Source organism: Pseudoalteromonas sp. DSM 26666, assembly GCF_900116475.1.
GTDB classification, from domain to species: domain Bacteria; phylum Pseudomonadota; class Gammaproteobacteria; order Enterobacterales; family Alteromonadaceae; genus Pseudoalteromonas; species Pseudoalteromonas tetraodonis.
The window spans coordinates 1-13967 of the sequence record NZ_FPAR01000003.1 but is presented as its reverse complement, the minus strand read 5'-3'; the positions used below and the strand labels follow the sequence as shown (position 1 = coordinate 13967).

Genomic DNA, 13967 nt, shown 5'->3' with positions numbered 1-13967 from the left:
AAATTAACTCTGAGGAATATCAAGTTCCTGACCAATAAATAGCGTATTTGAACTGAGCTTATTAACTTGTTTTATTTTACTGATACTCACGCCATATCGACCTGCCAACATGCTCAGTGACTCACCAGGACGTACTTTATGTTTTGTTGGGTATTGAGACTTTAATGACGCAAACAGTGAGTCGTCAGGCGGGTTACGTAAATAGTAATTTTTAATTGAGGTAAACATGGCTTTAGCTAAGCGCTCTTGATGATTGGCACTTTTAAGCAGTCGCTCTTCACGTGGATTAGAGATAAACCCAGTTTCAACCAAAATAGACGGAATATCTGGCGACTTTAATACTGCAAGGCTGGCATGTTGCGGCTCTTTTTTATGAAGTTTAGCCACCTTTCGTAGCTCTTTAACTACTTCCTCAGCCACGTTTAAACCGGTTTTCATGGAGTGATCCATCGACATATCAAGCAAGGCTTGCGCTAAGTACTTTTCATTTGCAGCATCTTTAATTACATCGGCAGCACCGCCAAGTAACTCAGAGTGTTTTTCTTTATCCTCAATCCATTTACCAATTTCTGAATTGGCACGTCGCAGCGACAACACCCATACAGAAGCACCATTTGGCCCAGGGCTGGTAAACGCATCTGCATGAATAGAAACAAAAAAGTCTGCTTTTTTCTGACGTGCGCGGTTGGTACGTGTATTGAGTTTTACAAAGTAATCGCCACTGCGAACCATACGCGAAATCATGCCTCGCTCAGCATCAATCATCCGCTCTAAACGCTTGGCAATTTGCAGTGTAATGTCTTTTTCGTAAGTGCCTGATGGGCCAATGGAGCCAGGGTCTTCACCGCCATGCCCTGCATCAATAGCAATTACAATATCGCGCTCTTGGCTTAATTGGCGTTTTTTTGCCGCCGTTTGCGCAGGGGTAATTGCACTTTTAGCTTGGCTTTTATCGTATAAATCGACCACCAATCTATTTTTATAAGGGCCTGTGGGGGCTAGTGCAAATATAACCGGTTTAACTGGCCCATTTAATTCAAACACTAAACGCACGCTGTGTTTATTTTTAGGTTTTGAGTAACGTAACTTACTAACAATTTGGTGTTTTGGTGGCACACCTGGCAATGTTTTCAACTCATCAGTGTTTTCTAAATCAACCACTAAACGGCTTGGGTTTTTTAGCATAAAGTAGCTGAAGTCAGGTTTATCGTCGAGATCAAACACCACCCGAGTGCTATCAGGGGATGGCCAGACACGCACACTATTAATAGTGTTTTGCGCCCACAATGGCAAGCTCACTGTAAAAACCATGAGGTAAATAAAAAGTTTAACTAAACCACGACTCATTTTGATAATCACTGCCTTAACTATTTTATTATCTATTATTTAGTTTTTCGACAATTGCTACACCACGCTCACTAGCACTGTTAATAACAATTTTACGCTCATCACCTACATAACTTAGCGTAGCATTTAGATCGGGAACAGGAATAAATTCTCCGCCTTTTTCCGGCCACTCAACAATACAAGTTGCCGTTTCTGAAAAATAATCACGAATTCCCATAAATTCAAGCTCTTCTGGGTCACCTAATCGGTATAAGTCAAAATGATAGACATTGCCACGCACAAGCTCGTAAGGTTCAACAAGTGTATAAGTGGGACTTTTAACCTTACCTGTATGACCAAAACCTTGCACTATACCGCGAGTAAATGTCGTTTTACCGGCCCCCAAATCACCATGCAAATAAATAACTGCGCCCTGTTCTATTATGGCAGCTAATTTATTACCCATAGCAACAGTGGCATTTTCATCGACTAAATGAAAATCAAAACTACACGACATGATTACCTCAAAATTTACGAAAAGCGCATATTTGTTAATCATACCAGATTATTTATTTAAGGTGATACTGCCTCTTTTTTAAAGATAAAAAAACCGGCCTGAGCCGGTTTTTAATTAGCATAGACTTTACAGCCCTAATTTCTTCTCAAGGTAGTGGATATTTGTACCACCGTTTTTGAAGTTTTCATCTGCAAGAATGCGTTTATGCAATGGCGTATTCGTTTTAATACCGTCGATTACCAGCTCATTGAGTGCATTACGAGCACGGGCAATAGCAACATCACGGTTTTCACCGTAAGTGATCAGCTTACCAATCATAGAATCGTAATGTGGCGGTACCGTGTAATCAGCATAAATATGGCTGTCCCAACGAATACCTAAACCACCAGCTGGATGAAAGCGGGTGATTTTACCTGGCGATGGAATAAAGGTTTCAGGGTCTTCAGCATTAATACGACACTCAATAGCGTGGCCACGAATAACAACGTCGTCTTGAGTGAATGATAATGGCTGACCAGCGGCAATTTTTAGCTGCTCTTTGATTAAATCCACACCGGTAACCATTTCAGTCACTGGGTGTTCAACCTGAATACGGGTATTCATTTCAATGAAGTAAAACTCGCCGTTTTCGTATAAAAACTCAAACGTACCTGCACCACGATAACCAATTTCGATACACGCACGAGTACAACGCTCACCAATGAACTTACGTACTTCTGCAGTAATCCCTGGTGCTGGCGCCTCTTCCACTACTTTTTGGTGGCGACGTTGCATTGAACAATCACGCTCACCTAGATGAACCGCGTTACCTTGACCATCGGCCAATACTTGCACTTCAATGTGGCGTGGGTTTTCAAGGAATTTTTCCATGTAAACCATGCTGTTGCCAAAGAACTGCTTAGCTTCTTGCTGCGTAAGCGCAATCGAGTTGATTAACTCAGCCTCGTTGCGTACAACACGCATACCACGACCACCGCCGCCGCCAGCTGCTTTAATAATTACCGGGTAACCAATACGCTTAGCAATTTGCATGTTGCGTTCTTTATCATCCGATACCGGACCATCAGAACCTGGCACACATGGAACACCGGCTTTACGCATCGCTTCGATAGCTGATACTTTGTCGCCCATTAGGCGAATAGTGTCGCCACGAGGACCAATAAATACAAAGCCACTTTGCTCAACTTGGTCGGCAAAGTCGGCATTTTCAGCAAGAAAACCATAACCTGGGTGAATAGCGACCGCATCAGTTATTTCAGCTGCGGCAATAATGCGTGGAATGTCTAAGTAACTTTCAGTTGCTGCTGGTTTACCAATACAGATGGTTTCATCTGCTAGTAATACGTGCTTAAGATCGCGATCCGCCGTTGAATGCACAGCAACCGTTTTGATCCCAAGCTCTTTGCAGGCGCGCAATATACGAAGTGCAATTTCACCTCGGTTTGCAATGACTACTTTATCTAACATGAGAGTTGGCCTTTTACGTTGCGCTATTATTCAATGATGAATAAAGGTTGATCAAATTCTACTGGCTCGCCGTTTTCTACTAAAATAGCTTTTACTGTACCGGCTTTATCTGACTCAATTTGGTTCATCATTTTCATTGCTTCAACGATACATAATGTGTCGCCAACTTTAACCTGTGAACCGACTTCAACATATGCTGGCGCTTCTGGAGAAGCTGCTGCGTAAAAAGAACCTACCATAGGTGATTTAACTTGGTGTCCTGTAGGACCTGCCGCTGGTGCTTCAGACTCTGCTACAGGTGCTGCTGGTGCAGCCGCAGGAGCGGGTGCTGGAGCATATTGCTGTGGAGCAAATTGCGCGTACGCAGGACCGGCACTCATGTTGTTACGGTTAATACGTACTGATTCTTCACCTTCAGTGATTTCTAGTTCTGCAATACCTGATTCTTCTACTAATTCAATTAGTTTTTTGATCTTGCGAATATCCATAAACGACCCGCCTATTAGTTTGTTAGTTTAAATTTAGTTTGAGTTTTGCAATCGGCTCACCGCTGCATGTAAAGCAGCGTGATAGCCCATTGCACCTAATCCACAAATAACGCCTTGCGCCACATCAGAAAAATAAGAATGATGGCGAAACGTTTCACGTGCATGCACATTACTTAAGTGCACTTCAAAAAACGGAATATCAACGCTTAGCAATGCATCACGTAATGCGACGCTTGTGTGCGTAAATGCTGCAGGGTTAATAATGATGTAATCAACCGCTTGCCAAGCATCATGAATGCGTTCAATGAGCGCTTGCTCACTATTACTTTGAAAATGCGTTAACGCCACATCTAAACTATTAGCAGCGCTGTTTAACTCGCTCATAATATGCTCTAAAGAGTGCGAACCGTACTTATCGGGCTCACGCTTTCCTAGCATGTTTAAATTTGGGCCATTTATAACTAAAATCTTTAATTTTGCAGCCATAATACGCGATATATCCTATAAGTAATGAGTTAAGCGGTTACTAACTAATTTTTCACTAAAAAGTAAGCTGAAAAAAGTAAGATAGCAACAATTTCTCACGTTAACCAACTATTATAGTGATTTCGAAGTAAATAGCAGCAAAATACTGGTCTAATCTCTATTTTGGGGACGAATCTTGAGGGGGAATAATGGCACAACATTAACAATCATGTTGTGCCATATAGAATGGTTATTCAGCGCTGGCACGCACTGCAGCAAGGTGCTTAGCGAAATCATCCGCATTTAAAAAGCCAGTAACACGTTGTGCACTTAGCTCTTCACCTTGAGTATTGAAGAATAAAATACTCGGTAAACCAAACACTGAATATGCTTCCATTAGCTCAATTGTTTCATTATCGCTTTGGGTTAAGTCAATTTGAATCAGTTGGTAATGGCTAAACTCACTTTGTACTTGCGGGTCGGGAAAGGTGTAATGCTCAAACTCTTTACACGCTACACACCAGTCAGCGTATAAGTCCACCATAACCATGCGCCCTTCGCTATTTGCTTGTGATACGGCTTGTTTAAGCTCAGCTAAATTGGCAACATGTTTAAACTCATTGTTTTGCGAGGTTGTTTGTAAACTCACGGCTTGTGTTGGCCAAAAATAGTTTTTGGTTAAATTAAAGCCAGTAAGCATCAATAAAACAGCCATAAACCACAATAAGGTTTTTAATTTGCCTTGAGTTTGGGCGCTTTGCCAATAATGGAAATAAAGCGCTGTGGCGATAGCTAATAAGCCTGCCATAAGCATAATAATTTCAATATCTATAATGCGCTCTAGCAAAATAAGTGGCACAACTAACATAATAAAACCAAATAAGGTTTTAACTTGTTCCATCCAGCCGCCAGCTTTCGGTAATAGCTTACCTCCCGATGTACCTAATAATAACAGCGGTAGCCCCATACCTAAACTCAGTACGTAAAGTGTTAGCCCGCCTACTAGGTAATCGCCGCTTTGTGCCACAAATAATAATGCGGCTGATAAAGGCGCTGTAGTGCAAGGAGATGCAATAAGCCCTGATAAAACCCCCATCAAGAACACCCCAATATAGTTACCGCCTTTTTGGTTGTTGCTCACTTGGGTTAGCTTGTTCATCATGCCGCTGGGTAACTTTATTTCGTACCAACCAAACATCGACATAGCCAGCAGTACAAATAATAAGCTAAAGCTAATTAATACATATGGATGCTGTAAATAGCCTTGCACTTGCCCGCCTAACGCAGCAACCACAAGCCCTAATGCTGCATAGGTAACCGCCATGCCTTGAATATAAACAAATGATAGGGCAAATGCTTTTTTGGTAGATAGGTTCTTTTGACCCGCAATTAAGCTAGATAAAATAGGGAACATCGGAAATACACACGGTGTAAATGCCAAACCCACACCCACGGCAAAGAAAATGGCTAAGTTAACCATTAAGCTTTGGCTGGCTAACTGCTCTGTAAATGTGAGCTCTTTATCAGGTGTTGATGCAGTTGCTGGTTTTTCTGCAGATTGGCTAAGTGCTGCAAATGCACTGCTTGCTGCAGTATTGTCATTAGTATTAGTTTCACTTGCCAGTACACTTAATGGAATGCTGATGATTTCAGGTGGATAACACAGCCCTGCTTTTGCACAGCCTTGATAACGCACCTTAACAACGCCATCTTCACTCACATTACTTAGTTTGCTGATAACGCTAAGAGAATTAAAAAACACCTCAGTTTTGCCAAAAAATTCATCTTCAATTATTTCACCAGCGCCCAACTCAGGCACGTCAATGCTGGCACCTTTGGCAATAATTTCTATTTTATCTTTATATAGGTAATAGTCATCAGCGATATCCCAACCAACAAATAACGTACTTCCTTGCTGGTCAAAATCAAATACAAACGCTTCATTTACCGGTAAAAATGTGTGCTGAGTCGGTTTTAGAAAATCATCAAGGGTATTTTGTGCTGCCCAAGCAGGCGCCATTAATACGCTTAATAAAAAAAATAAAATAAAGCGCATTAATGAAGCACCTCGTCCATCCAATTAAAGTAAGCCAAGTTACCCGTTGCCACATCAACAACTTGTATTTCTGGTACTTCGTAGCTGTGAAGATCTTTTAAGGTTAAAAATACATCGTTCATTTTGTCAGCCTTAGTTTTAATTAGCAGCTTTACTTCAGTTGCTTCAGCTACTTCACCTTCCCATATGTAAATAGAAGTCATGGCCGGTAAAATATTTACACAAGCGGCTAATTTCTTTTCAATTAGCGCCATAGCCAATAAACGGGCTTCATCGTTATCTTTGCAAGTGGTAAAAATAAGTTTAAATTGCGTTGTCATAGTGAACCTTTACTTGTTTACGGGGGTCTAGCCCCATAGTAGCTGATAGCGGGTATAATGTGTAGACACGAACTCTGTCTGCATTTTGGGTCTTTGCAGTAAATTGATTTAAACCCGCTACCTTTAACTCAACTAACACTAAAGTTTATTACTTACTCTTATTAGCTTGAAAATAGACCCGACAACCCTCACTTATATTTCATTAGCACCTTAATAAGTGTCATTTTTTTAGAGAGTCTTATGTTTAGAATTTTATTTTTGCTGTTTATCATCATCCCTATTATTGAAATTGCCTTACTAATTCAGGTTAGTGACGTGATAGGTGGCTTTGCAACAATCGCTTTAGTGGTACTAACCGCCATTGTGGGTGCAAAAATGGTGAAACAGCAAGGAATGGGCGCACTACAAAACGTACAAATGCAAATGGCTCAAGGGCAAATGCCTGCTAAAGAATTGTTTACCGGTATTTGCGTAATTATTGCAGGGGTACTTTTATTAACACCCGGCATTATGACAGATGTATTTGGCTTACTACTCCTTACCCCTGCTATTCGAAACAAATTAGCTGCAGGACTTGCTAGTCAAGCAACTGTAAGAATGAGCGCCAGCATGCATCAAACTGGCACTTCAGGGTTTTCGCAAACTCATCAATCAATGCATCACGAGCAAGATGAAAACCGCCCTAAGACCATAGATGGTGAATACGAGCGAAAAGATTAAAAATTTATCATTTTTTCTCTTGGAATTTTTCACTCCACCCCCATTAATGAAAGCAAATTAGATACACTTTTTTCTGTACTGTTCAGAAACTGTTAGGAGAACTAAAAACATGAACATTCGTCCTTTACAAGATCGCGTAATCATCAAGCGTCTAGAAGAAGAAACCAAGTCTGCTGGCGGTATTGTATTAACTGGCTCTGCAGCTGAAAAATCAACTCGCGGAGAAGTTGTTGCCGTAGGTAATGGTCGCGTTTTAGAAAACGGTGACGTTCGAGCATTAGAAGTGAAAGCCGGTGACACTGTGTTATTTGGCTCATATGTTGAAAAAACAGAAAAGATCGAAGGTCAAGAGTACCTGATCATGCGTGAAGACAATATTTTAGGCATTGTAGGCTAAACCTACTTTTCGTTTAACACACATTTTAAGAATTTAGAGGAAATTAAACATGGCAGCAAAAGAAGTACTGTTTGCAGGCGACGCACGTGCAAAAATGCTAACAGGCGTAAATATTCTAGCAAATGCAGTAAAAGTAACATTAGGCCCTAAAGGTCGTAACGTTGTATTAGACAAATCATTTGGCTCTCCTGTGATCACCAAAGATGGTGTATCTGTAGCAAAAGAAATCGAACTTGAAGACAAGTTTGAAAATATGGGCGCACAAATGGTTAAAGAAGTAGCGTCTAAAGCAAATGATGCTGCTGGTGACGGTACCACTACCGCAACGGTGCTTGCTCAGTCTATTGTAAACGAAGGTCTTAAAGCGGTTGCTGCGGGTATGAACCCAATGGATCTTAAGCGCGGTATTGATAAAGCAATCATTGCTGCAGTTGCAGAACTTAAAGCGCTTTCTGTTCCATGTGCTGATACTAAAGCGATTGCACAAGTAGGTACTATTTCAGCTAACTCTGATAAAGAAATTGGTGAAATCATTGCTGATGCAATGGAAAAAGTAGGCCGTAACACAGGTGTTATTACGGTTGAAGAAGGGCAATCACTTGAAAACGAATTAGATGTTGTAGAAGGCATGCAGTTTGACCGTGGTTACTTATCTCCATACTTTATCAACAACGCTGAAAAAGGCGCGGTTGAGCTAGATAACCCATTTATCTTACTTGTAGATAAAAAAATATCTAACATCCGTGAATTATTACCTACATTAGAAGCGGTTGCTAAAGCAAGTAAACCTCTGCTCATCATCGCAGAAGACCTTGAAGGTGAAGCGTTAGCGACACTGGTAGTTAATAACATGCGTGGTATTGTAAAAGTATCAGCGGTTAAAGCACCTGGTTTTGGCGATCGTCGTAAAGCAATGCTACAAGATATCGCGGTTTTAACTGGCGGTACTGTGATTTCTGAAGAAATCGGCCTTGAGCTTGAAAAAGCAACAGTTGAAGACTTAGGGACTGCTAAACGCGTAGTAATCACTAAAGACGATACAACAATCATTGATGGTGCTGGTGAAGAAGACGGTATTAACGGCCGTGTTGCACAAATCAAAGCACAAATTGAAGAAGCGACTTCAGACTACGATAAAGAAAAGCTACAAGAGCGCATGGCTAAATTAGCTGGCGGTGTTGCAGTAATCAAAGTAGGTGCCGCTACTGAAATTGAAATGAAAGAGAAAAAAGACCGTGTTGAAGATGCATTACATGCAACTCGCGCAGCGGTTGAAGAAGGTGTTGTACCAGGTGGCGGTGTTGCCTTAGTGCGTGCTGCTAGCAAATTAGCAGACTTACTAGGCGATAACGAAGACCAAAACCACGGTATTAAAGTGGCACTTCGCGCGATGGAAGCACCACTTCGTCAAATCGTTACAAACGCAGGCGACGAAGCATCTGTTGTTATTAACGCAGTGAAAGGCGGTGAAGGTAACTACGGTTACAACGCAGCCACTGGCGAATACAACGACATGATTGAAATGGGTATCCTAGATCCAACGAAAGTAACCCGTTCTGCATTACAATTTGCAGGATCGATTGCCGGTCTAATGATCACCACAGAAGCAATGGTCGCTGAAATTCCTAAAGAAGAAGCGGGCGCTCCTGATATGGGTGGCATGGGTGGTATGGGTGGTATGGGCGGCATGATGTAATCATCCCCTAAACACTTAGCTCAAATAAAAACCCAGCTTCGGCTGGGTTTTTAGCAATAGAGATAAAATAAATTCACTAAGGCAACAATAAAATTATCTCAGTGTATTCCAATGCAACTGAGTTCCTGCAAGCTATACCCAGAGTAAATTTTATTTAACATGATTAAGGATATTAAGTTGAATACTAAACCTGAAATAATCATCTCATCACTGGATGCAGATCGATTGTATGCGCTAATGGAATCGTTACCTGCGAACAGTTTTGCGGGTGAAAAAGAACTTGAAGCAGAACTTGGTAGGGCTAACATCGTTGAGCCACACGAAGTTCCCTCAACCGTGGTAACCATGAATTCAACAGTGAACTTTGTTGTTGAATCTACAGGTGAGGAGTTTACTTTAACGCTTGTTTACCCGAAGAATATTGACTCAAGTGGCAACAAAATATCAATCTTAGCCCCTGTTGGTAGTGCATTACTTGGCCTTTCACAGGGAGATAAAATTGAATGGCCAAAGCCAGGCGGTGGGTTAATAACAGTAACTATTAAAGAGGTAACTTATCAACCAGAAAGAGCTGGCGAGCTTCATAGATAGACTTTTAAATCCTCATAATTTTAAATTAATAAACAAATTTATATAAAAAATCCAAGCAAGGCTTGGATTTTTTTTATTGAGTTACTGCTGACTAATGTCGTATAGCCTTTGTGCTTGGCTATTAGAGGCTTTACTTACTTCTCTAAAGTCTTCGGCATCAGCGGCATTTTGCCCTGATATTTCTCGGATGCGTTCCGCTAGTTTTTTAACATTGACGGTTACTTGAGCCTGTTCTTCAGTGGCTACGGCAATACTTGCTGAGCGCCCTTTAATGTCGTTAAATGCATCAACTATATTTTCATATTGCGTGCGTGTTGTATTTGAACGATCATTGACCACTTCTGAGAACTCTCGGCATTCTTGAATAACACTGACTCCTTTTGCAGCCGCTTGTTGTAACTGACTTATCATGGTTTCAATCTCACCAGCTGATTGTTGCGTTCTTTGTGCCAGTGTTCTAACTTCATCAGCAACGACCGCAAACCCCCTTCCAGAATCACCAGCACGAGCAGCCTCAATAGCAGCATTAAGCGCAAGCAAATTAGTTTGCTCAGAGATATTCATAATCACATCTAATACCGAACCAACCTGCTGTGAATCTTCAGAGATTTGTGATATTGCATTGGACGACTCAGTTAGTTTATTGAACAACAGCTGGATAGATTCTGCGTTTTGTTCAATAACATTAAATCCAGAGTTTACAAGATCTGATGACTTAGCGGTAATATCTGCAACGCCACCAATATCTTCTGATGCCGATGAAGCCGCTATCGACATTTCATTGATAGCCGTGGCTAACAGTTCATTTTCTTGCATTAGTTCATGTGCGCGTTGCTGACTATTACTACTCAAGTTATCAATAGATTCAGCATTGTTTTTTACTGAGGCCGCCTCTTCTTTAATCAGCCCAAGAATTTTAATAAGATGATCACCGTAATCATTAATAGCTTCGCAAAGATGACTCATTTCATCATCCCCTGATATTGGTAATTTAGAATCTGTTTGCCCTTGCATTAATGACCTAACTTGCGCCGAAGTCTGCTCTATTTGCTCAACTAATCGCTTACCAAATACTAATAATGCCGATATAAATATAACAATGAGTACAATGAATGAACCATACAAATAATATGTCAGCGTATTAGCTGCTTTTTTTGCAATCGCTGTTGGAATTATCACGCCAGAGCGCCACTTTTGCTCCGGCAGTGAGAATGTCACTAGAATTGAGCTATCCCCCTTTATGACACCTGAACTAAACTCAGCTACGAGTCTATCTTCATTTTTCAAGGCGTTAACTAAAGGCTGTAAAGAGCTATCTTTACTCACAACTTGTGAAAAATTTAGCATGGCTAAATTCGTATCTCTAAATGCAGGAATAGAAACAAACTGCTGCGCACTATCAATAATAAAACTGTAGGTACCGGTTGCTTGGTTTTCAGCAAGGAGTGACTTTTCAATATGAGAAAGCTCTATATCTAAAGTAGCGACTCCCCAAAACTGATTATTACGCTCAATTTTAACGGAACAAGTTACCATAGGCACATTCGAAACTGCATCAACATAAGCCTCAGACCAAACACATACGCCTGGTTGAGCGTTAGCAGCACTTGTATACCAGCTTTCTTGTTGATATGGACTGCTATCAGCTTGGTTGTAGTCATCTAATAAAGTGTATTGACCATTATCGCCCTTAGCCCAAAACAAAGATGCCCTTTGTGCTGATGCATCTAACATATTTGGCTCTGGCCATATTCCACCACCGGCAATACCTGTACCACTAGCAATTAACGGTGCCAAATTTTTAATAAATTGATCTTTATCAAGGGGAAGTGTTTGAGCAACAACAGATAAGCTTTTAGTTAATGCTGCACTTTTTCCTAAATCCTTAGCAAATGATTCTCCGATTACTTTAGCCTGTAACTTAGCTGCAGAAATAGCTTCATTTTTTATAATTGGCGTTATCACCCATTGCATAATTACGGTTAAAACGAGCAAAGAGAAAACGATAAGTAATAAGCTTCCCGCATACATTTTTTTCTGTATTAACATTTTTAACCTCAGTTACAACCAAACAGCGTTAACTAAGTATAAGAAGGTTAATGGATTTATCAAAAAAAGAACAAAATTAATATGAATGCTTTTATCTTATGGTTTTATATTATTAATTAACCGCCTCACTATACAAAACAGATCGCTAGGTAGCATACCTCGCTCTCCATTTTTTTGCCCAGCAATATCACCCGCTTTAGCATGCAGTGTAACACCATAGCAAGTCGCCTCAGCACAATCTAACCCTTGAGCAAGTAATGCCCCTATAATACCAGTAAGAACATCACCGCTACCGCCAACAGCAAGCGCAGGGCTTCCTTCTTCACAAACCCAAGTATGCTTACCATCGGCTATTAAAGTTCCTGCGCCTTTTAAAACACAAACTGCTGAGTAACGTTTAGCACATTGTTGAACATAGCTGAACCGATCAGACTCTATCTCCCCAGTCGACACCTTTAATAATCGAGAGGCTTCGCCCGGATGCGGGGTAAGTACACACCGCGTGGGCATTTTCGGTGAAGCTTGTTTAGCGAGTAAATTAAGTGCATCAGCATCAATAACTAAAGGCATATTATTACGTGTACAATACTCAATGACTTGATTAAAGGTATTTTGCGCCCATTCGTCTTGTCCAAGGCCTGGGCCAATAACAGCACAGCTTGCCCACTCCAATGCGTGTTGCAAGTTATTACTACTTACCATAAGCTCTGGTCGGCCAAAACTGACTGGCATAATTGAGCTTTCATGGGTATACACTCTGACCATTCCAGCACCAGCTCTAAGCGCAGCCTCGCTTGTTAACCTGATAGCACCTGCCGTTCCTTGATTCCCACCAATACACAGTAATTTTCCATAACTACCTTTATGACTATTCAGAGCACGTGAGCCTAGGCCATTAAAACTATTGATATTAATAAGCTTACCCGAAGGGCTTGCTAATTCTACGAATGACTCGCCAATAGCCAAGTCATCAAAGATAAGTTCACCAACATACTGTTTACCCGCAGCCGTTGTTAACCCTTGTTTTACCCCTACAAAAGTAATTGTTTTAGTGGCTTTAATTGCAATACCTAAAGGTTGGCCTGTATCAGCATTTATACCTGATGGCACATCAATACTGAGTATTGGTTTAGTGCTTTCATTCGCCGCTTTAATTATAGTGGCAACATTATCGCGTACCGTATTTTCAAGACCAGTGCCCAGTAATGCATCAATGATTACATCACACTCATCGAGTGCATCAGCGCTAAAGTTACAAATTTCACCATCGGCATCAATCCAGCGCTTTTGTGCTTTTGCAGCATCGCCGGTTAATTCTTTATTTTCATCTACGGCACACACCACTACATGTCTATCGGCTTGCTTAATAAGGCTAGCCGCAATATAGCCATCTCCTGCGTTATTGCCACTCCCTACGAGTACTAGAGTCTGCTGTGCATTGAATGATTTCCAATTTAAAAATGCGGCATGCCCCGCTCGTTCCATTAGGGTAAACAGATCACAACCACTGGCTTTTGCAGCATTACCCTCATGCTCTCTTATTTGCTGTGCTAAATATACGAATTGCTTAACGTTGGAAGATGAAGGTAATAACGACATGATAGGCTCTATAAAAATAAGTGTTGATTAAGTAGACTTTGGGCTCATTGGTTTTTTTTCAAGTAAGATCAGAAATGTATCATTCAAGAATAAGGGTGCAATCCCCTTATTTGAGTATTTATTACCAATTTATACCAATTCGCTTAATTAAGCGGTCTATTTTGAGGCAGGAAAAACGGGGTGATAGCTAGGCAAAAAATTCGCTATTTAGTTGTTCTAAATGAGAATTTTTTAACACAGGTAGCGGCACGTTTAGCCCCGCAAAATGATTGAGTA

The 13967-nt window shown here is 40.9% G+C and carries 13 protein-coding genes; 4 read left to right on the top strand and 9 right to left on the bottom strand.

All coding sequences use genetic code 11. From position 1 onward, the window contains the following. Positions 1 to 3: 3 nt before the first annotated feature. From BM380_RS06275 to cutA, 7 genes are all read right to left on the bottom strand, one after another. On the bottom strand, positions 4 to 1347 hold the full coding sequence (locus BM380_RS06275; RefSeq protein WP_090493609.1) for an N-acetylmuramoyl-L-alanine amidase: 1344 nt from the start codon (positions 1345 to 1347) through the stop codon (positions 4 to 6). A 28-nt stretch (positions 1348 to 1375) separates the two neighbouring features. Next, entirely contained in the window at positions 1376 to 1843 is a 468-nt protein-coding gene (tsaE, locus tag BM380_RS06270) for a tRNA (adenosine(37)-N6)-threonylcarbamoyltransferase complex ATPase subunit type 1 TsaE (protein ID WP_013466030.1), read from the bottom strand. 126 nt (positions 1844 to 1969) lie between these two features. Continuing rightward, positions 1970 to 3310: an acetyl-CoA carboxylase biotin carboxylase subunit gene (gene accC, locus BM380_RS06265; RefSeq protein WP_013466031.1), complete on the bottom strand. Its 1341-nt coding sequence runs from the start codon at positions 3308 to 3310 to the stop codon at positions 1970 to 1972. Between the two features lie 26 nt (positions 3311 to 3336). After that, positions 3337 to 3798, bottom strand: a complete 462-nt coding sequence (accB, locus tag BM380_RS06260) for an acetyl-CoA carboxylase biotin carboxyl carrier protein (RefSeq protein WP_024601932.1) — start codon at positions 3796 to 3798, stop codon at positions 3337 to 3339. Positions 3799 to 3831: 33 nt separating this feature from the next. Next, positions 3832 to 4284, bottom strand: coding sequence for a type II 3-dehydroquinate dehydratase (gene aroQ, locus BM380_RS06255; RefSeq protein WP_013466033.1), 453 nt, complete (start codon positions 4282 to 4284; stop codon positions 3832 to 3834). 229 nt (positions 4285 to 4513) lie between these two features. Continuing rightward, positions 4514 to 6319 (bottom strand): protein-disulfide reductase DsbD, encoded by a 1806-nt coding sequence (locus BM380_RS06250; RefSeq protein ID WP_090493607.1) that lies wholly within the window; start codon positions 6317 to 6319, stop codon positions 4514 to 4516. After that, positions 6319 to 6639, bottom strand: coding sequence for a divalent-cation tolerance protein CutA (cutA, locus tag BM380_RS06245; RefSeq protein ID WP_013466035.1), 321 nt, complete (start codon positions 6637 to 6639; stop codon positions 6319 to 6321). Before cutA ends, BM380_RS06250 begins: the two co-directional genes overlap by 1 nt. A 240-nt stretch (positions 6640 to 6879) precedes the next feature. On the opposite strand from cutA, the gene BM380_RS06240 reads away from it, so the two are divergent. From BM380_RS06240 to rnk, 4 genes are all read left to right on the top strand, one after another. Further along, the gene (locus BM380_RS06240) at positions 6880 to 7359 is read left to right on the top strand and encodes an FxsA family protein (protein ID WP_013466036.1); all 480 of its coding nucleotides are present in this window, start codon (positions 6880 to 6882) and stop codon (positions 7357 to 7359) included. 109 nt (positions 7360 to 7468) lie between these two features. Further along, on the top strand, positions 7469 to 7756 hold the full coding sequence (locus BM380_RS06235) for a co-chaperone GroES (RefSeq protein WP_008113511.1): 288 nt from the start codon (positions 7469 to 7471) through the stop codon (positions 7754 to 7756). Positions 7757 to 7805: 49 nt separating this feature from the next. Beyond that, the gene (gene groL / locus BM380_RS06230) at positions 7806 to 9452 is read left to right on the top strand and encodes a chaperonin GroEL (RefSeq protein ID WP_013466037.1); all 1647 of its coding nucleotides are present in this window, start codon (positions 7806 to 7808) and stop codon (positions 9450 to 9452) included. Between the two features lie 177 nt (positions 9453 to 9629). After that, positions 9630 to 10043 carry a nucleoside diphosphate kinase regulator gene (gene rnk, locus BM380_RS06225; protein ID WP_090493605.1) on the top strand — a complete coding sequence of 138 codons (414 nt, stop codon included), beginning with the start codon at positions 9630 to 9632 and terminating at the stop codon, positions 10041 to 10043. An 81-nt stretch (positions 10044 to 10124) separates the two neighbouring features. Here the strand turns inward: rnk and BM380_RS06220 are convergent, their stop codons facing one another. Then, entirely contained in the window at positions 10125 to 12092 is a 1968-nt protein-coding gene (locus tag BM380_RS06220) for a methyl-accepting chemotaxis protein (protein ID WP_090493603.1), read from the bottom strand. Between the two features lie 96 nt (positions 12093 to 12188). Next, positions 12189 to 13691 (bottom strand): NAD(P)H-hydrate dehydratase, encoded by a 1503-nt coding sequence (locus tag BM380_RS06215; RefSeq protein WP_090493599.1) that lies wholly within the window; start codon positions 13689 to 13691, stop codon positions 12189 to 12191. Positions 13692 to 13967: the final 276 nt, after the last annotated feature.

Bases quoted from the DNA above. Each gene is read 5' to 3' on its own strand.
- BM380_RS06275 (WP_090493609.1), bottom strand. From the start codon at position 1,347: ATGAGTCGTGGTTTAGTTAAACTTTTTATTTACCTCATGGTTTTTACA.
- tsaE (WP_013466030.1), bottom strand. From the start codon at position 1,843: ATGTCGTGTAGTTTTGATTTTCATTTAGTCGATGAAAATGCCACTGTT.
- accC (WP_013466031.1), bottom strand. From the start codon at position 3,310: ATGTTAGATAAAGTAGTCATTGCAAACCGAGGTGAAATTGCACTTCGT.
- accB (WP_024601932.1), bottom strand. From the start codon at position 3,798: ATGGATATTCGCAAGATCAAAAAACTAATTGAATTAGTAGAAGAATCA.
- aroQ (WP_013466033.1), bottom strand. From the start codon at position 4,284: ATGGCTGCAAAATTAAAGATTTTAGTTATAAATGGCCCAAATTTAAAC.
- BM380_RS06250 (WP_090493607.1), bottom strand. From the start codon at position 6,319: ATGCGCTTTATTTTATTTTTTTTATTAAGCGTATTAATGGCGCCTGCT.
- cutA (WP_013466035.1), bottom strand. From the start codon at position 6,639: ATGACAACGCAATTTAAACTTATTTTTACCACTTGCAAAGATAACGAT.
- BM380_RS06240 (WP_013466036.1), top strand. From the start codon at position 6,880: ATGTTTAGAATTTTATTTTTGCTGTTTATCATCATCCCTATTATTGAA.
- BM380_RS06235 (WP_008113511.1), top strand. From the start codon at position 7,469: ATGAACATTCGTCCTTTACAAGATCGCGTAATCATCAAGCGTCTAGAA.
- groL (WP_013466037.1), top strand. From the start codon at position 7,806: ATGGCAGCAAAAGAAGTACTGTTTGCAGGCGACGCACGTGCAAAAATG.
- BM380_RS06220 (WP_090493603.1), bottom strand. From the start codon at position 12,092: ATGTTAATACAGAAAAAAATGTATGCGGGAAGCTTATTACTTATCGTT.
- BM380_RS06215 (WP_090493599.1), bottom strand. From the start codon at position 13,691: ATGTCGTTATTACCTTCATCTTCCAACGTTAAGCAATTCGTATATTTA.